The sequence below is a fragment of the Cytobacillus sp. FSL R5-0377 genome (assembly GCF_038004385.1).
Lineage (GTDB): Bacteria > Bacillota > Bacilli > Bacillales > Cytobacillaceae > Cytobacillus.
In genome coordinates, this window is record NZ_JBBORA010000001.1 from 942,971 (window position 1) to 960,080 (window position 17,110).

16 protein-coding genes are annotated in these 17,110 nt (G+C 39.0%); 7 read left to right on the plus strand and 9 right to left on the minus strand.

Annotated elements, in window-relative coordinates; genetic code table 11:
- Positions 1-26: 26 nt before the first annotated feature.
- The gene (locus tag NSQ49_RS04655) at positions 27-770 is read right to left on the minus strand and encodes an SDR family NAD(P)-dependent oxidoreductase (protein WP_251283154.1); all 744 of its coding nucleotides are present in this window, start codon (positions 768-770) and stop codon (positions 27-29) included.
- Positions 771-902: 132 nt separating this feature from the next.
- Positions 903-1,097 carry a hypothetical protein gene (locus tag NSQ49_RS04660; RefSeq protein ID WP_159862468.1) on the minus strand — a complete coding sequence of 65 codons (195 nt, stop codon included), beginning with the start codon at positions 1,095-1,097 and terminating at the stop codon, positions 903-905.
- Between the two features lie 261 nt (positions 1,098-1,358).
- Here NSQ49_RS04660 and NSQ49_RS04665 point away from each other — a divergent pair, with 261 nt between their 5' ends.
- Positions 1,359-1,547 carry a YkvS family protein gene (locus NSQ49_RS04665; protein WP_009331029.1) on the plus strand — a complete coding sequence of 63 codons (189 nt, stop codon included), beginning with the start codon at positions 1,359-1,361 and terminating at the stop codon, positions 1,545-1,547.
- A gap of 147 nt (positions 1,548-1,694) precedes the next feature.
- Here NSQ49_RS04665 and NSQ49_RS04670 read toward each other — a convergent pair whose 3' ends face one another.
- Positions 1,695-1,805 carry a DUF6254 family protein gene (locus NSQ49_RS04670; RefSeq protein ID WP_236566134.1) on the minus strand — a complete coding sequence of 37 codons (111 nt, stop codon included), beginning with the start codon at positions 1,803-1,805 and terminating at the stop codon, positions 1,695-1,697.
- A 152-nt stretch (positions 1,806-1,957) separates the two neighbouring features.
- On the opposite strand from NSQ49_RS04670, the gene NSQ49_RS04675 reads away from it, so the two are divergent.
- Both NSQ49_RS04675 and NSQ49_RS04680 read left to right on the plus strand, forming a co-directional pair.
- Positions 1,958-2,569, plus strand: coding sequence for a CPBP family intramembrane glutamic endopeptidase (locus tag NSQ49_RS04675; RefSeq protein ID WP_159862467.1), 612 nt, complete (start codon positions 1,958-1,960; stop codon positions 2,567-2,569).
- 475 nt (positions 2,570-3,044) lie between these two features.
- Positions 3,045-3,725: a hypothetical protein gene (locus tag NSQ49_RS04680; protein WP_159862466.1), complete on the plus strand. Its 681-nt coding sequence runs from the start codon at positions 3,045-3,047 to the stop codon at positions 3,723-3,725.
- Between the two features lie 49 nt (positions 3,726-3,774).
- Here NSQ49_RS04680 and NSQ49_RS04685 read toward each other — a convergent pair whose 3' ends face one another.
- The gene (locus NSQ49_RS04685) at positions 3,775-4,833 is read right to left on the minus strand and encodes a YkvI family membrane protein (RefSeq protein WP_159862465.1); all 1,059 of its coding nucleotides are present in this window, start codon (positions 4,831-4,833) and stop codon (positions 3,775-3,777) included.
- A gap of 197 nt (positions 4,834-5,030) precedes the next feature.
- Here NSQ49_RS04685 and NSQ49_RS04690 point away from each other — a divergent pair, with 197 nt between their 5' ends.
- The gene (locus tag NSQ49_RS04690) at positions 5,031-7,187 is read left to right on the plus strand and encodes an ATP-dependent Clp protease ATP-binding subunit (RefSeq protein ID WP_251283153.1); all 2,157 of its coding nucleotides are present in this window, start codon (positions 5,031-5,033) and stop codon (positions 7,185-7,187) included.
- Positions 7,188-7,358: 171 nt separating this feature from the next.
- Here NSQ49_RS04690 and NSQ49_RS04695 read toward each other — a convergent pair whose 3' ends face one another.
- From NSQ49_RS04695 to NSQ49_RS04705, 3 genes are all read right to left on the minus strand, one after another.
- Complete coding sequence (locus tag NSQ49_RS04695) at positions 7,359-9,053, minus strand: M3 family oligoendopeptidase (RefSeq protein ID WP_159862463.1); 1,695 nt, start codon at positions 9,051-9,053, stop codon at positions 7,359-7,361.
- Between the two features lie 130 nt (positions 9,054-9,183).
- Complete coding sequence (locus NSQ49_RS04700) at positions 9,184-9,642, minus strand: MarR family winged helix-turn-helix transcriptional regulator (RefSeq protein ID WP_159862462.1); 459 nt, start codon at positions 9,640-9,642, stop codon at positions 9,184-9,186.
- 97 nt (positions 9,643-9,739) lie between these two features.
- Positions 9,740-11,323 carry a bifunctional metallophosphatase/5'-nucleotidase gene (locus NSQ49_RS04705; RefSeq protein WP_251283152.1) on the minus strand — a complete coding sequence of 528 codons (1,584 nt, stop codon included), beginning with the start codon at positions 11,321-11,323 and terminating at the stop codon, positions 9,740-9,742.
- Between the two features lie 133 nt (positions 11,324-11,456).
- On the opposite strand from NSQ49_RS04705, the gene NSQ49_RS04710 reads away from it, so the two are divergent.
- On the plus strand, positions 11,457-12,956 hold the full coding sequence (locus tag NSQ49_RS04710) for a PAS domain-containing sensor histidine kinase (protein ID WP_251283151.1): 1,500 nt from the start codon (positions 11,457-11,459) through the stop codon (positions 12,954-12,956).
- Positions 12,957-12,991: 35 nt separating this feature from the next.
- Here the strand turns inward: NSQ49_RS04710 and NSQ49_RS04715 are convergent, their stop codons facing one another.
- The gene (locus NSQ49_RS04715; protein WP_251283150.1) at positions 12,992-13,984 is read right to left on the minus strand and encodes a phosphotransferase enzyme family protein; all 993 of its coding nucleotides are present in this window, start codon (positions 13,982-13,984) and stop codon (positions 12,992-12,994) included.
- Positions 13,985-14,129: 145 nt separating this feature from the next.
- Between NSQ49_RS04715 and NSQ49_RS04720 the strand changes: the two genes are divergently transcribed.
- Complete coding sequence (locus tag NSQ49_RS04720; RefSeq protein WP_159862458.1) at positions 14,130-15,365, plus strand: MFS transporter; 1,236 nt, start codon at positions 14,130-14,132, stop codon at positions 15,363-15,365.
- 314 nt (positions 15,366-15,679) lie between these two features.
- On the opposite strand, the gene NSQ49_RS04725 is transcribed toward NSQ49_RS04720, so the two are convergent.
- Entirely contained in the window at positions 15,680-16,201 is a 522-nt protein-coding gene (locus tag NSQ49_RS04725; protein ID WP_251283149.1) for a hemerythrin domain-containing protein, read from the minus strand.
- A 206-nt stretch (positions 16,202-16,407) separates the two neighbouring features.
- On the opposite strand from NSQ49_RS04725, the gene NSQ49_RS04730 reads away from it, so the two are divergent.
- Complete coding sequence (locus NSQ49_RS04730; protein WP_159870448.1) at positions 16,408-16,728, plus strand: hypothetical protein; 321 nt, start codon at positions 16,408-16,410, stop codon at positions 16,726-16,728.
- Positions 16,729-17,110: the final 382 nt, after the last annotated feature.

Below are 17,110 nucleotides of genomic sequence, written 5' to 3' on the forward strand. Positions count from 1 at the left end.
TCTAACTTAATTTCCTACTATCACAATTATTGTTCATAAATCATTTTCCTTGTCATGCCTCCGTCCACTGTTATATTTTCACCTGTTATAAAGTCATTTTTCGGATGGGCTAAAAATAAGCAAGTCCTTGCAATATCCCCGGGCTTTCCAACCCTGTTTGAGAAATGCTGTTTATGGTCGATTTCCCTTAGATTTCCATATTCTCCTGTTTCAATCCAGCCGGGGCTTATGCAATTAACCCTGATCCCCTTTTCAGCGAGTGTACTGGCCATCGCGTGAGTAATTGCCCTAATTCCTCCTTTAGAAGCTGAGTAAGCTTCTGTTCCGCTTTCTGACATTATTGCTCTTGTAGAAGAAAGGTTGATTATACTGGAACCTTGCTTCATCAATTTGGCAGCCTCCCTGCTGCATAGGAACACACTCCGAAGATTTGTATTGATCACCTCATCCCACATTTCGACACTCAATTCAAAAAATGAATGAAATTTTGATATGCCTGCATTATTGATCAGGATATCTATGGATCCAAATGTCTCAAATGACTTTGTAATTAGTTCTTTAATATCAGTTTCATTCTTAACATCTGTTTTAATGAATAGGCTATTAAGGCCTGTCTTGTTTAAACGGTCTTCTAATTGTTTTCCATTCATTTCATCAATATCGGCGATAACAACATTTGCCTCTTTTCTCGCGAATGACTCGGCAATACTCAAACCTATTCCGCTGGCTCCTCCGGTAACAATGACTGTTTTCCCTTTAAAGTCGTTCATACTTGCTCATCCTTTCAAAGTTGACATAATGCTTATTTTCCTTATTTCTTTTCAATTAAACTGTATGCACATAGTAAAGACACCTGAAATGATCAAGTGTCTTTACTGCGTGCTATTTTTTTCAACGCTTAATTAGCTTCGTGGAGAATCTAAGTATTGATAAATTACATGTCCGCCTCTTTGAGCAATTCCCCTGAAGTGCTTAAAGTCATCCCTTTGTACGATGACACTGCGAAAAGGAAGAAAGTCCTCCTTTGACACATAATACTCTGAGATGATTCCATTTTTTAATTGTTCAAGCACTTCCTGAATTTGTTCATGATTCATTATCCAGAACTCCTTTTTCTACATTCTTTCTTAATCATAAATAAAGTACTGCCAATTTTGAAGTATATAAACACGACTTATTTTTCTGAATATTAAATAATTTTAATGTACAATAGTATTTTTTCTGGTATAATATTACCAACCTAAAGAATGTAACATTTTACCTTAGCAGCAGTAAATTGCAAAATTCTTTACGCATTTTAAAATATAGTGCAAACTGTTACTACCAGCGAAAGAAATGGACAAAAGGAGAGATGATTTGTGAAGAAAGCAGAGGTTGGCAATATTATTGAATTTCGTGATGGACTACAGGGAATTGTAGAAAAAGTAAATGAGAATTCCGTGATTGTGGATTTAACGTACATGGATAACTACCGTGATCTTGAATTAGATCAGAGAACTGTTGTCAATCATAAAAATTATAAAGTTGTCAGAGAATCAGCAGTATAAAAGAAGAAAAAATGAAAGCGTATTCTTTTAAAAGCAGCTCCCTTTGCTGCTTTTTGTTTTTGTCTTTTTTCCTTGGCCATACCAGCTGGATTTTTTAGCTGCACTATAAATCCCACAGTTATGGCCTCCTTTCAGGAGGCCATAACTTTATTCTTTTTCCCCTGACAGCTCTTTGAAGGATTTCACTTTTCCATGAGGATGCTGATCCTGCTTTCTAACTGTCCAGGCACGCTCTTTTTCTCTTTTTGATTTTGTCATTATACATACCTCCCTTCATATGGGCTTATGTTTAGCATTTCTGCATTAATTTATCTTAACGATTTCAAAGAAATCTTTTCCTTACTTTTTATGTTTGTTTTTTGTTAGAATAGTGTTTGGTTATTTTTTTCGCTTGAAAGGAGTTAAGTAATTTGAAAAATATTGCTGCAGATGTCCGCTTAATCGGCGGTCTGGTTCTTGCTCATCTGCTTATGTATTTTACATTTCAGGATAAATCAATTTTTTGGTACATCTTTTCAGCCACTTTACTGCTTCTAATCAGTTACTCAATTATCATGGAAGAAGTGGAAGACAAAGCTTCTTTTGGAACTTATATTACCTTCGGAACCCTTTCCGGTTTTCTATTGTATGGACTATTTTGGGCAGGATACAATTTATTTGATTTGCTCAATCTCCCCTTCGTTAATCAGGTTGAACATTTATACGGCCGATTCTCACCTTCGTTTATCTGGCACTATATTGTGCTGATTTTAATCATCGTTCCAGGTGAAGAGGTGTTTTGGAGAGGATTCGTTCAAAAAAGATTGATGAAACATACGTCTGTTAAGGTAAGCATTATAATATCATCTCTGCTCTATACTTCTGTTCATTTTTATTCAGGATACTGGATGCTCGCTTTTGCAGCATTAATCGCAGGTCTCTTCTGGGGATGGCTTTATGCCTGGAAAAGAAGCATTCCCTTAGTAATCGTATCGCATCTGATTTTTGACTTGTTATTGTTCGTTCTTCTTCCCCTTAAATAGTTGTTCATCCACATACTGCAGTGATGATGAGACAATTCTTTATGAATTGTCTTTTTTTATTGGCTCATTTCTAAAGATTGTTGTTATTATTTAGAATTCAGTGCGCTGATTGCAGCGAAGGGATCCTCAAGCGTGCTGCGGGGCTTGCGCCAGAGCCTCCTCGACGCTGTGCGTCTGCCGAGTCTCACCTTACCGCTATTCCCGCAGGATATTGAATAACTTCCTTAAGTACAAACCATACCCCAAAAATACCCATGTATTTTCGAGGATCTCTCACCTTCCGCTGCAATCAACTCAGTAAATATAATACAAATAACAAACTTTGCGAAAACAGCCTTTATTCTTTAGTGAATCTTGTCGATATTTTACATAAATGGTAATGTACAATTAAATAGGAATTTATACGTAACTCTTTTATTTCAATTACGTCTAATTAGGCAAATGCGCAGGCAGGCAACGGGAGGTTGGAACAATAATGAAAACTATGGCAAAATTTATGTTAATGCTGGGAATTGTAGCTGCTGTCCTGGCAGGATGCGGAACAGCTCAAAATGATCCAGACAATGGAGCGGAGCCTGGAAAAAATGAAGAAGAAACAGCTTCGGAACGACAGGATGGACAAGAACAAAGTGAAAAAGAGGAGCCATCAGAAGGTGGCAATAATGAAGAAGGTAATGTTATCAGAATAATGGAACAGAATATGTCTTATTCCGCTAATGGTGAAACGAAGGAAGACACTGCCTTTCTGAAACACAGTGATAATCAAAATTATTCGATTTACGTTCTGCCAGCATATGAATTAACTGCCGAGGAACCAAATAAGGATGTGCTGTACCTTTCCGAAAATGATCAAGTATTCATGAGGATTGAACTTCTTCCGGATGATGCAGACTGGGACATGATTGAAGAGAACACCAAAGCACAGCTTGAAGCTGTCAGCGAAAATGTGCAGACATCAAATGCTCCTTCAGATGATTTTTACAAAGATGCGTCTGTGATGAGAGCAGAAGGAAACGGTGAGAAGGTTTCAGCCTACCTTGTGAAAAACGATGATTTATCACTTAAGCTCACTCTATTCAATAAGGAAGATGCTGACCATGAGGATGCATTCCTGCAGATGGCGAAAACCATTATGAAAGAGAAGCCCCAGGAATAATAGGAATTTGAAAGAGATCCATGTAAAGCGGATCTCTTTTTTGTTATTATCAGGCTTTTCTGCCCTTACTTCCATCATCAAATGGCTTCATCCATAGAAGAATGATAAATGTCAAACTTACATATCCAAAAACCGGATATAAATAGGAAAGCAACGTTCCATAATTGATCAAACTGATAAAGTAACAAACTACAAAGATAAAGCCCACTATAAAAATACTCGGCACCGAAAAGTGCTTTTTTACCTGTCTCTCGATGCCAAATACATTCCCAATAACAGAAGTGAAAATCTCTCCATAGATGACAAACACAAAAATCCAATAGAATGAAGATGCCAATGTCTTTACAATAGCGGCCATCGGGATATCATATGCCTCTAGATTCGGCAGCATCATAAGTGTTAAATGGCTGGATAGCAGAATGAGTGTCAATGCGGCACCACCAAGGTATCCGCCCCATTTTATTGTCCGGTCATCATTTATTTCAGAAGCCACAGGCACCAGGACAGCCTGCGACAATGTTAAATTCAGAGCAGTATAAGAAAACGGAGCCACAACCGCCTTCCACCCATCTTCAGCATATGGGATAAACAGAACCTGTTCTGCAAAATTAGGAAGCTTCATGCTAATAAATAATAAAATAAAGCTAAATGCAATCATCATTGGAACAACGAATGTATTTACAGCAAATAATCCGCGTATGCCCACTATCATTGTAATGATCGTTAACCCTATCGTTACGAGCAATCCTGCAGTCTTGCTGATGCCAATCTGTTCCTCAAACACTGCTCCTGCACCTGACAGCATAACTGCACATACACCAAGCAGCATAAACAGCATTAGTATATTAATGGCAGAACCAAAAAATCTTCCAAATAAATATTCATTTAATTCCTGGTAGGATGCTGCTTTTATCTGTGCAGAGATTCTCATTAACTTGGAACCGAGAAATATAAAGATATAACCGCTCATAAGTATCCCAATTAAACCGATAAAACCAAATCGGGAAAAAAACTCTACAATCTCCCTGCCAGTGGCAAAGCCCGCGCCTACCACGGTTCCCACATAAACGGCAGCGATCTGAAAAGCTGCCCCCCAATTCGTCTTCACTTAATCTCCTCCTTCCTTTCCAATATATGTAGTCTGATACAAACAAAGACGAGCTTTTTTGCATTTAAACGCAAACTACATTTTGGATACAAATTCCAAAACAAATCTCTTGAAAGTCAAAGAAGGTCAAATTATAATATCGGTATAAGGTCAAATATAGTCAAAGTCAGACCAAATTTTTAATGGAGGTATGCAAAATGCTTTGTCAAAAATGTCAATCAAAAGAAGCAAACGTACAATTAAGACTGAATGTGAATGGAAATGAACGAAACATTAACCTTTGCCAAAGTTGTTATCAAACTGAAAAGCAAAAAAGTCTTACTTCCTTTGGGCCTGCTTTGAGCGGCTTTTCAGGTTTTGGCCAAATGCCTTTAGAGGATTTCTTTAAAAAAATGGCATCATCCCAAGGAAATGAAAACTTCAAGCCTTTAAAAGAAGCGCCGGGACACAATCAGGGGAACGGCGGATTTATCGATCAATTCGGACGAAATCTTACACAGCTTGCAAAAGCTGGTTTAATTGACCCAGTCATCGGACGGGACGAAGAAATAAATCGTGTGACGGAAATTTTAAATAGAAGAAGTAAAAATAATCCGGTCTTAATAGGTGAACCGGGAGTAGGTAAAACAGCTATTGCCGAAGGGCTGGCGGTTAATATTGCCGAGGGGCGGGTCCCGAAGAAACTTCTAAATAAAGAGGTTTATTTGCTTGATGTGGCATCCCTGGTTGCAAATACCGGCATTCGCGGCCAATTCGAGGAACGAATGAAGCAGCTGATTTCAGAGCTTCAGACTAGGAAGAATATTATTCTCTTTATTGATGAAATCCATCTGCTAGTCGGAGCGGGGTCAGCTGAAGGTTCAATGGATGCCGGCAATATACTGAAGCCTGCCCTTGCAAGGGGAGAACTGCAAGTAGTAGGAGCTACAACATTGAAAGAATACCGCCAAATTGAAAAGGATCCAGCTCTCGAACGCAGATTCCAGCCTGTTCATGTAAATGAGCCGACTGCTGATGAGACCTATGACATCTTGATGGGGCTGAAACAAAAATATGAGGATTATCATGATGTTTCTTTTACAGAAGACGCCATAAGAGCGTGTGTACAGCTGTCAAGCCGCTATATTCAGGACAGATTCCTTCCTGATAAAGCCATTGATTTAATGGATGAAGCAGGTTCAAAAATGAATCTTCAGTCAGGATATATTCCGGCAGAAAATATTGAGAAACAGCTGAATGAAATCAGCAGGCAGAAGGAACTTGTATTAAAAGAAGAAAAATATGAAGAAGCTGCAAAACTCCGTGAAGAGGAACTAAAACTCCAGCAGGCATTAAACGGAGAAAACAAAGCTGAAAGGCCAGTTATTGAAACTAGTCTTATTCAGGAGATCATCGAGAAGAAAACGGGAATTCCGGTCGGCAAATTAGCCGAAAATGAACAGAAAAAAATGAAAAACCTTGAGGAAAATCTTGCTCAAAATGTAATTGGACAGCCGGAAGCAGTTCGTAAAGTTGCAAAAGCCATCCGCAGAAGCCGTGCAGGACTTAAATCCAAGCACCGCCCAATTGGATCTTTCCTATTTGTCGGGCCGACAGGTGTTGGGAAAACTGAATTAACCAAAACACTTGCGGAGGAGCTGTTCGGCTCAAAAGACAGCATGATCAGGCTTGATATGAGTGAATATATGGAAAAGCACAGCGTGTCTAAAATTATCGGTTCCCCTCCCGGATATGTTGGACATGAAGAAGCAGGACAGCTGACAGAAAAGGTCCGCAGAAATCCGTACAGCATTATCCTGCTTGATGAGATAGAAAAAGCACATCCAGATGTACAGCACATGTTCCTTCAAATTCTGGAGGATGGGCGCCTGACAGATAGCCAGGGCCGTACTGTCAGCTTTAAAGATACAGTTATTATTATGACAAGCAACGCAGGTGTTGGGCATAAAGAAATCCATGTTGGATTTGGCGCAGCTGATGCCGTCAAAGATTCAAATATTCTGGATTCGCTCGGCAGCTTCTTTAAGCCGGAATTCTTGAATCGTTTTGATGGCATTATTGAATTTAAAGCATTGGAAAAAGAACATTTATTAGAAATAGTCGATATCATGCTCAATGATCTGCAGAAAACATTAAATGATCAGGAGCTTGAATTGACTGTTGCGCAGGAAGTTAAGGAGAAATTAGCAGAAGACGGGTATCACCCTGATTTTGGCGCAAGGCCATTGAGAAGAATTATCCAGGATGAGCTTGAGGACAAAATTGCAGATTTCATCATTGACCATGGCGGTAATAGTCATTTACAGGCTGAGCTGGAAAACGGAATAATTGTGATTAATTCACTACGCAAATAAGATGACAAAGAGCCGGAATTCATAACCGGCTCTCTTTTTTTATGGCTCTTCTTTAAGGCCCTTTTCGTATAAATTAATTGTTTTTCGCTTCAATGCTGTCCGTTGATAATCAACTCAGCAAATTAAACAAGTTATGAAAAAGCAGCAAACATTCCGAAAACAGCTTTTATTTTATAAACCTTTATCATTCACTGAATTCAGCCATTTCTCAATTTCCCCGATAACCGACTCTACACATCCCTCTTCAAAAGGAGAAATCAATCCAGCTTCTTTAACAAGTCCAGTGAAAGGCTTGCTGCCGCCAAGCTGGCATAGTTTTAAATAATCCTTCCATGCATCTTCCTGATTCTCCCTGGACCTTTTCCAAAACTGGAATGCGCAGATTTGGGCCAGCGTATAATCAATATAATAGAATGGAGAATTGTAGATATGTCCCTGACGCTGCCAGAAGCCTCCATTCTCTAAATACTGGTTGCCATCATAATCTTTATGCGGCAAGTATTTCTTCTCGATCTCTCTCCATGCCTGTTTTCTTTCCTCCGGTGTTGCTTGCGGGTTTTCATACACCCAATGCTGGAATTCATCAACTGACACGCCATAAGGCAGGAAAAGAAGTCCTCCGCTTAAATGTGAAAACTTGTATTTCTCAGTATCCTCTTTAAAGAAGCCTTCCATCCAAGGCCATGTAAAAAATTCCATGCTCATGGAATGAATTTCGGCTGCTTCATAGGTTGGCCAGTTATATTCAGGTATTTCAAAATGACTGCTTGAGTAGACCTGGAATGCATGGCCTGCTTCATGGGTAAGCACGTCAATATCTCCTGAAGTCCCATTGAAGTTAGAGAAAATGAATGGGGATTTATAGTTTTCAATGTAAGTGCAATAGCCGCCACTAGCTTTTCCCTTTTTGGCCACCAGATCCATTAAATTATTTTCCCTCATGTATGAGAAAAATTCGCTTGTTTCCCTGGATAACTCATCATACATTTTTTGTCCGTTTTCAATAATCCATAGAGGATTACCTTTTGGTACGGCATTACCTGTTTTAAATTCAAATCCTTCATCGTAGTATTTCAGTTTATCAACGCCAATGCGCTCTCTTTGCCTCTCCTTTAGCCTTGTCGCAATCGGAACTATAAAATCCTTCACCTGTTTACGGAAGTTTGCAACCATTTCGGCATTATAATCTGTCCGGTACATACGGAAGTACGCCAGTTCAACAAAATTCTTATAACCAAGCTTATGGGCGATTTCTGTTCTAACACTGACAAGCTCATCATAAATACGGTCCAGTTCAGATTCATTTTCAGCCAGAAAACCAAAGCGTGCCTCGCTTGCTTTTTTGCGCATTTCACGTTCTGTAGATTGGGTAAATGGCTCCAATTGGGCAAGAGTGCGTTCTTCACCTTCAAAATCAATCTTCGCTGAAGCAATTAATTTCGTATATTCCGAAGAAAGTTTATTTTCTTTTTGCAAAAGTGGTACAATCTCTGGCGAAAACACCTTCAATTGTGCTTCTGCAAGCGAAAACAGCTGATCTCCCCAGCGCTTTTCAAGCTCTCTCCTGAACCTGGAATCAACCAAAGCCTGATAATACTTTGTAACCAACCCTTCTACTTCAGGCTGAAGCTCATCCATATAATCCTGCTCTGCTTTGTAAAATTCATCATTCGTATCTACTGAGTGCCGGATATAGCACAGGTTGAACATCGTACCGACATCATTGCGGATATCATTAATTTCTTTCATAGCCTGAGTTTGCTGTTCTGCGGAAGCTGCACCTTCGAACTTTTCAAGCGCTGCTTCAAATTGTCCCTTTATCTTCTCAAGATTCGGACGAACATATGTATAGTCTTCAAATTTCACATTATTGCCCCCTCGTATTATGTATATGGATTTATTAAGAAACACTAAACTAATTCGACAATATTTGGATGATTCCTCCTCTAAACAATTCTTTATCTGGCCCAAAATAAAAAACAGCCGGTCAAGGCTGTCATTCAAGTCCGCTATTTTTATCATGGGAGATTGATAGTCCCAATTTCTTTAATAATATAATGGCTGTACCTTTCTCTTCTGGAGTCAGCTCGTTCATAAGTGAATGTATATGTTTTTCATGGTCAGGAAAAATGTTTTCGATAAATGCTTTTCCCTCATCTGTTATTTGCGCAAAGGTAACTCTTCTGTCGGTAGGGCAGGCGACCCTTTTTAACAGACCTTTCTGCTCAAGCTTGTCCACTACATACGTAATGCTTCCGCTGGCCAATAGTATTTTCCCGCCGATCTGCTGAAGAGGCTGGTCACCTTTATGGTACAGGAGCTCCAGAACTGCAAATTCAGTTGGATTTACTCCGTAAGTTTGAATAAGTTTATTAACATTTTCATTTATAGCCCGGTATGCCCTGGACAGAACAATAAATAATTTCAATGATTGGTCAATTTGTTCAGATCCCATTTTATCCAATCCCTTTACCTTTTAATGAGTAGCGTTTACATCAATTCTCAACCATTATAGAAAACAGGAAGAAAGCTGTCAATTTAACAGATTATAATCATTTGCCGGAAGTTACCTCCCAATTGCTGTTCAGAGTCGGAATTATCTTTCCCTTGTCTGAAAAATAATCTGCAATCAATTCAGTCATATCTGTTAATATCTCTTTCTCTATTGGTTTTCCCTTGAACATATAATATCCTCCTCCTCCGGCAGCCCGGTAATTGCTCATTACTGCACGGTACTCTTCATCCTCTCTGACTGGATTTCCCTTATAAAGAAGACTTGTGATCCGGCTGCCCTTTTGGCGCGAAACATCTATCTTATATTTAATTCCTTCCCACATATCGTAATTGTAATGCTGGGGCTTTGGATGTGAAAATTCAGGATTTACAACAATTTCCCCGTCACTGTTCAAATCAAAATAAGATGCTGACCGCTCCAAAGCCTCCTTAATGTCCTTTCCTGAAACTCTTAGCACACATAGTGAATTCGGATAAATATAATTAGAAACAACTTCTCTCATCGTTACTTTAGATTTGAAGCCCGGTGCTCCCTCATGAAACAGTGCAGTACAGGAAATATCACAACCTGCAGCTTCCATCTGTACTTTATTAATGAATTCAATCAGCGGATGCTCTGTGAGGCGCGCTTTGAAAATATCATCAATCACCATATCTCCTTCAATCTCACCAATCACCGTATCCAGCCAATTTTGGGTTTTAGATTCATAATACCCGGCAAGCTGAAGTACCTCACAATCAGGCATGATTCCATTGGGATAAATTAAAGAAGAATGTTTTTCATCGATCAGCCAATCATTGTGTTTTTTTCTGAATTTGACTGTAATCTTTGCCAGCGCCTGACCGTTAAACCCCGGCTGGACAATAGATACACCATTCACTTGTTCCGCTTCGATAAAACGGTGCTGGTGCCCGGTAATCAAAACATCAATTCCTGGTACCTCAGTACAGATTCTGTAGGCTTCATTTTCTCCAGTTTGTTCTTCCGTCATTTCTCCTGTTCTAAGATCCTTTTCAAAGCCTCCATGATAAGAGACGATAATTAAGTCAGGCTTTTCTTCCTCCTGGATATAGGAAACCCACCTTTTCAAGCTAACTACCGCAGACTCGAAGGAAAGCTGCTCAATATGCTGCCTTTTCTCCCAATTGGGAATATACTGGGTGGTTACACCAATTACGGCTGTTTTCAAACCATTTGCAAAGGTTTTTATTTTATAAGGAAGCCCGAAATAAGTTTCTTTTGTTGAATTGAATAAGATATTAGCTGAAAGCCAAGGGAAATTTGATTCACTGACCGCTCTTGCAAGGATGTTCTTTCCATAGTTGAATTCATGATTTCCGATTACAGCTGCATCATATTCAAGTTTATTTAATATTTGTATCATTGGATTTTTTTGGTTTTTCAGGTATCTGGAATAATAATAAGTAAGAGGAGTTCCCTGTATCAAATCTCCATTATCAATAAGAATAGAGATTTCAGATTGTTCCTTTTCTCTCTTTATTAACGCTGCAAGCTTGCCCAGGCCATGCTCAGCATTTTCATCTGTTCCATATAAATATGGATAAACATGTCCATGGATATCACTTGTAGCTAAAATTGTGAGTATAGCTTCGGATTTCATCAAACCCCTCCTTACATATAAAATAACATTCCTTTGAAAGAATTAAACCACTTTTTTTAACACAAAATGGTATAATATTGATATTGTCAGCTAGCTAAGAACAAATTAACCTAATAAATCTGGAGCTAACCTCATGAATAACCGAAACAGAAATTTCCTGCTTTATTTATTTGCAGTTATTATTCCAACTTTAGCCGGCAGCATCTTTTTCTTTATGGATTCTGTTAAACAAAACGATATGGAAAGACTGGAAGAAGCAAAATGGATTGGCTCCATACATCAACGAAGCTGGGACCAATTTATTTCCGAGACCGTGACCACACTTGAGATGCTTTCACTGACAGCGGGAAGTGCTGACAAGCCTACGGACAAGCTTGAGCCTCTGCTCCAAAAAGCCAATCAAATGGATCCGCGTTATGGAGGGATTTACCTTCTCAACCCCAGCGGAATGGTTCTTACAGGCTCAAATCAATTTTTAGCAAACTCAAATTTATCTGATAAGAAATATCTTAAAGAGGTTTTGCTAACGAAAGATATTGTTATTTCAAATACATCTGAAACATTGTCAAATGGTCAAACTGTCGTTGGGATAGCAAAGCCGGTAGTAAATGACAATGGAGATGTAATTGCTATTATTGTGGCACATATGAGGGTGGATTACGTACAAAATATTATGAGGCTTCTCACTCCCGATGCCCGACTTTGTATTCTTAATTCTAAAAGGCAAACAATCATGGACATCAATATGAATGGAGACTCCTCCTTTTCCAGTCAAAACAGCATTACAATTCCGATTGACAGGCTGCCTTGGAGTGTGAAAGTGGAATTTCCGCCAAGAGACATGCTGAAAATAATAAAGGATGCTTTCCGGGCAATCCTTGGTTTAGCGATTTTATTGCATATTGTATTTCTCTTTATTAAATATTTAAGGCTTAAAAAACAGACTGAAAAGGAAAAAAAGGAAAATGAGGTGCAAAAGCTGGAACTGGTAGGCACTCTGGCTGCCAGCACAGCCCATGAAATCAGGAACCCATTAACGGGAATAAAAGGCCTTATACAGTTATTGAGCGAAAAATATACGAATGCTCAGGACCAGTATTATTTCTCGGTCATAAATGATGAGATAAGAAGAATTAATGAAATTGTCAGTGAGTTTTTAATTCTGGGTAAACCTACAGCGCTAAAAACGGAAGCGATGGATTTAAGAGGTATTGTAAAGGAGTTAGAGCCATTAATACTTTCAGAAGCTAATTTACACAATGTCAATTTCGAATCTGTTCTTCCAGATGAGCCTGTTATGGTTGACTGTACGAAAGATCAGATGAAACAGGTAATCCTGAATTTAATGAAAAACGCTTTTGAATCAATGGAGAGTGGCGGAAAACTAACAATAAAGCTAACCAAATTGCAATCCAGATGCCAGCTTAAAATCGCGGATACAGGCTCTGGTATTCCAGAAAATGAATTAGAAAAGATATTTCATCCTTTTTACACTTCAAAGGAAATGGGTACAGGTCTTGGTCTAGTGGTATGCAGGCGCATTATCCATTCTTTCGGCGGTGAAATATTTATTACAAGCGAAGAATCGAAGGGTACTCATGTAGATATCTTTCTGCCAGTCAAAAACACATAAAAAGGGAAGGTGCATGAACGTATGCACCTTCCCTTTTAACTTATATAGATCGGAACGTTTCTCTCAATCCGGTCCTTTATTGACTTCATCATTTTTAAAAGCTGAGGAGTCCTGTCCTCAGGTGCGATTTTTTTATGGAGAACAGAATACAGAGTGATATCCCTAAGCCTCAGGAATAACGGCAGATGTTTTTCCAAGTCACCGGGAAATTCATTTTCCAGCTGATAGCCATCCAAAAAGGAGTCCAGGAACCCCCTTCCAAAACCATTTATTTCTGATTGATCTGCCTCCTTGAACTTATATAAGAGTGAGTAATATAGGGGAATGGCGATATCAGATGCAAACCAATGATAACAGCAGTCATCAAAATCAAACACTTGTATCTCTTTTCCGTCATAAAAAAAGTTTCCTGAATGAATATCCGTATGAATAAGCCCATAATTGTTTTTATGTTTTGGCAATGTTTGAAGCAGATTCAATAATTCCTTTGTATTCTGAACGATTAATTGATCTTTTTCAGGTATATATTTTTCAACGTTAAGCAATTCTTCTTCATGCCATTGCATGCGCGGGATAGTGCCAGCAGAAGGAACATATGACTTTGTGGCTGTATGCATTTTCCCCACTGCTCTTCCCCACACATAAAATAACTCCTTATTGAATACCGGTGCATGAACACTGATTGGCTTTCCCTCTGCTTTGGAAAATACACTTGCATAAAAGACAGAGCCGTCATAAGCCTCCAAAGCTTCAACCATATTTCCATCTTGTGAAGGAACACCCCTCGGAACCTTCACACCTTCTGCTCTTAAAAAGCTCATCCAGTCAACTTCTGATAATAGCTCCTGCAGCTTTCTATGGGACGAATGGGTAATTCTCAAAATAAGCTCTTCCCCATGTTTTGAAGTTTGATAGACATAGTTTTCAAAGTCACCCAGCTTTTTATAATTCACGGTATCCAAAGAAAAGATACTTAAGAAATGATGGAGGATTTCGTCCGTCATTAAAGCATCAACAGCTTTTTCCATTAGCTTCCCTGCTCTCCCTTTATTCTAAATAATGTAAATTATATAATATTTAATAGATTTTCGAAATAGCTATTTTGATAGACCTGTGAATAAGGTACACTATATTTAGCTTCACGAAATGTTCAGAAAGAAGGAGACTTACATTATGAGTGCTACCGCTGCTACAATCAATCCAAATTCTGATCCGCAGCAGAAAACAGCCTACAGGATATTATTCATCATTGGGCTCTGCCACCTGTTGAACGATTCTATCCAATCCGTAATCCCGGCTATGTTTCCCATTTTGGAAAAATCTATGGGACTTACCTATTCACAGCTGGGCATGATTGCTTTTTCGTTAAATATGGTTTCTTCCATCATGCAGCCTGTCATTGGGATGGCCACTGATAAAAAACCCTTCCCGTTCGCCTTGCCAATAGGCCTTACCTCAACTTTATTTGGTGTATTAGGCCTGGCATTTGCACCAGATTATAAATGGATCATTCTCTCAGTTCTATTCATTGGGTTGGGCTCAGCTGTGTTCCATCCTGAAGGTTCAAGGGTAGCCTACATGGCAGCAGGCCAGCGCAGAGGACTTGCTCAATCCATTTATCAAGTTGGGGGAAATACCGGACAGGCACTTGCTCCGATCATTACAGCCCTCATACTTGTTCCCCTGGGACAAATAGGGGCTGCATGGTTTACCGCAGTTGCGGCAATTGCAGTAGGACTGCTTATTTATATTGCATTTTGGTATACAGGACGGCTTCATAAGGAACTGACCGTCACAAAACCTCGGAAAGCTTCAGGGGCACACCAAAACAAAAGAATTTCTAAAAAGGTGTGGGGAGCCCTTCTATTGGTTCTTTTTTTGATATTTGCCCGTTCGTGGTATATCTCTGGGATGACAAATTTCTATGCTTTTTATGCAATAGAGAAGTATTCATTCACAATTAGTCAGGCACAGCTCTTTTTATTTGCATTTTTAGTCTCAGGGGCGCTGGGTACGTTTTTTGGCGGCCCGCTTGCAGATCGGTTTGGGAAGAAACAGATTATTTTTCTTTCAATGATACTGACTGTTCCTCTTTCAATTCTCATTCCATTAGTGCCTTCCGCTCTTGCATTTATCATGCTGGTGGCAGGCGGATTTATTCTTATGTCAAGCTTTTCTGTGACTGTTGTATACGCCCAGGAACTCGTCCCAGGCAAAATCGGCACAATGGCTGGACTGACTGTAGGGCTGGCTTTCGGCATGGGGGCAATAGGCTCCGTTGCTTTGGGCTATATAGCCGACACTATTGGTCTGGTTAATATGATTATATTAACAGGGTTTCTTCCCGTTTTGGGATTGCTGACTTTATTGCTTCCCCCAGATGAAAGGGTTTCTGAATGGAATAATTAAGGGTTCTTTTTGTAAGGCTCTTTAAATGTTATCTTTTGCTTATCATTTTTTCCCGTTGATTGCAGCAAAGGAATGCTCAATGATCGCGGGGCGGGCGCCTAAGCCCCTCGACGCTACTCGTATGCTGGATCTCATCTGTCCCGCTACTCCCGCAGGACATTGAATATGCTTACTTGAGTACACACCGCACGAAAAAAATGTATGCATTTTCTAGGATCTCTCACCTTCCGCTGCAATTAACTCAGTAAACAAAAAGCATCAAGGAAACCTTTCAATAATAGCCTAATTATAAAAGAGGAGGGGCTCCCTCCTCTTTATATTTGCTGTATTTTCATATAAAGCTCATTTTTTTCTTCTTCAGTAAGAAGATTTTCCGCCATAGGAAAAAGAACGTTTTCTTCTTTAGAAAAATGCTGTGTCAGAGTGTGGTATGCCTTTTTAATTTGCCTGGTTTGTTCGGCCATTTCTTTTTCTGTCAAATGCTCTTTTCCTTCAGCGGCTCTTAAGAAAGAATTAATACAGCTTTTAGCCTGATCATGCTCATACTCCATGACAGCTATAGGGCCTGTTCCTTTTCCCAAATACCGTTCCATTATGCGGAATAGTACGCCTTCCTCCCTTTCTGAATGAGGATCAAGCTGACTGCAGAAACTCTGTACATTTTCAGTTAATTTCTCAAACAGAGCTCTGTCCGGAGATTCCTCCATTTTAATGGTGATATTAAGCAGCTCTTCAAGCATTGCCAAAAGAGGAGGATGCTCCTCTTTAAGCTGATTCAGTCCTTTGCTAAGAATGACTGGACCATTGCTCATCATGGAGCTCATACAGCCTTCCATCCTTAAATCCCTCCTATCTGTTATAGGTTTAGTATAAAAAATAGCAGGTTTGATTGTTGTGATGCCTATCACTTTGAACATCCTTAAAAATTTTCAAAAAATTAAAATAATTGTGTGCAATATTCTCTTTTTTTGCCATATAATAAAGGTAAGTTATCTTTATAACGGCGCAGCTAAACCCTGTAAATTGTTAGGAGGGATAAAAAATGCATCTGCCAGCCTATTATGAGTTTTATCAAAAATGCCTTATTCCGGCGAAAACAGCTGACTCACTCCTTTCCAATGGGCAAACACATTGGCTAATCGCCATGGAAGGACAGCTTAAAGAACAGGAAAAAGAGTTCTATTGCTGGAAAGTAACCATTTATCCATCTAATTCAGAAGGAAGCTTTTCATGGAATGAAGTACTATATTCTTCATCCCTTCATGAATGCATCCATAAAGCTTTTGAACATGCCAGAGAAATTGAAGCCAATGTCAAAGACTCCAAGTTCAGTTTTTTAAATAATCAAGAAAAAATCAGCTAACCTCAAAAAGTTATTTCTCCTTCGCTCCATCTTTTTTTACCCTCGCATGTGAAATAACATACATATAGGTAAATACTACGTATAATTTAAACCCAATAAAAAACCTTATCCCATAATGAAATAAAAAAAGAGCCTAGATAAACTAAGCTCTCCAGATTATAGGGGGTCAACTATAGTAGTTCGACCAATTTCAGTTTAACAAATTCTGTCTGAAAAGTTAAGTTACTAAAGCACTATTACTAAAAAGCATTAACGCGTCAGTTTGGAAAATCACTTTAGAATTCATAGTTTTTATATATCTTGTTAACAGTTTATTAATATTTCAAATTTATAATGTACATGTACCGAAAGATAAAGCCTTTTTCATCCCCCCTTTTCAAAA

Coding starts and splice junctions, on each gene's coding strand:
- NSQ49_RS04725 (WP_251283149.1), bottom strand. CDS start 16,201: ATGGAAGGCTGTATGAGCTCCATGATGAGCAATGGTCCAGTCATTCTT.
- NSQ49_RS04720 (WP_159862458.1), top strand. CDS start 14,130: ATGAGTGCTACCGCTGCTACAATCAATCCAAATTCTGATCCGCAGCAG.
- NSQ49_RS04730 (WP_159870448.1), top strand. CDS start 16,408: ATGCATCTGCCAGCCTATTATGAGTTTTATCAAAAATGCCTTATTCCG.
- NSQ49_RS04715 (WP_251283150.1), bottom strand. CDS start 13,984: ATGGAAAAAGCTGTTGATGCTTTAATGACGGACGAAATCCTCCATCAT.
- NSQ49_RS04655 (WP_251283154.1), bottom strand. CDS start 770: ATGAACGACTTTAAAGGGAAAACAGTCATTGTTACCGGAGGAGCCAGC.
- NSQ49_RS04710 (WP_251283151.1), top strand. CDS start 11,457: ATGAATAACCGAAACAGAAATTTCCTGCTTTATTTATTTGCAGTTATT.
- NSQ49_RS04700 (WP_159862462.1), bottom strand. CDS start 9,642: ATGGGATCTGAACAAATTGACCAATCATTGAAATTATTTATTGTTCTG.
- NSQ49_RS04705 (WP_251283152.1), bottom strand. CDS start 11,323: ATGAAATCCGAAGCTATACTCACAATTTTAGCTACAAGTGATATCCAT.
- NSQ49_RS04690 (WP_251283153.1), top strand. CDS start 5,031: ATGCTTTGTCAAAAATGTCAATCAAAAGAAGCAAACGTACAATTAAGA.
- NSQ49_RS04660 (WP_159862468.1), bottom strand. CDS start 1,097: ATGAATCATGAACAAATTCAGGAAGTGCTTGAACAATTAAAAAATGGA.
- NSQ49_RS04670 (WP_236566134.1), bottom strand. CDS start 1,805: ATGACAAAATCAAAAAGAGAAAAAGAGCGTGCCTGGACAGTTAGAAAG.
- NSQ49_RS04680 (WP_159862466.1), top strand. CDS start 3,045: ATGAAAACTATGGCAAAATTTATGTTAATGCTGGGAATTGTAGCTGCT.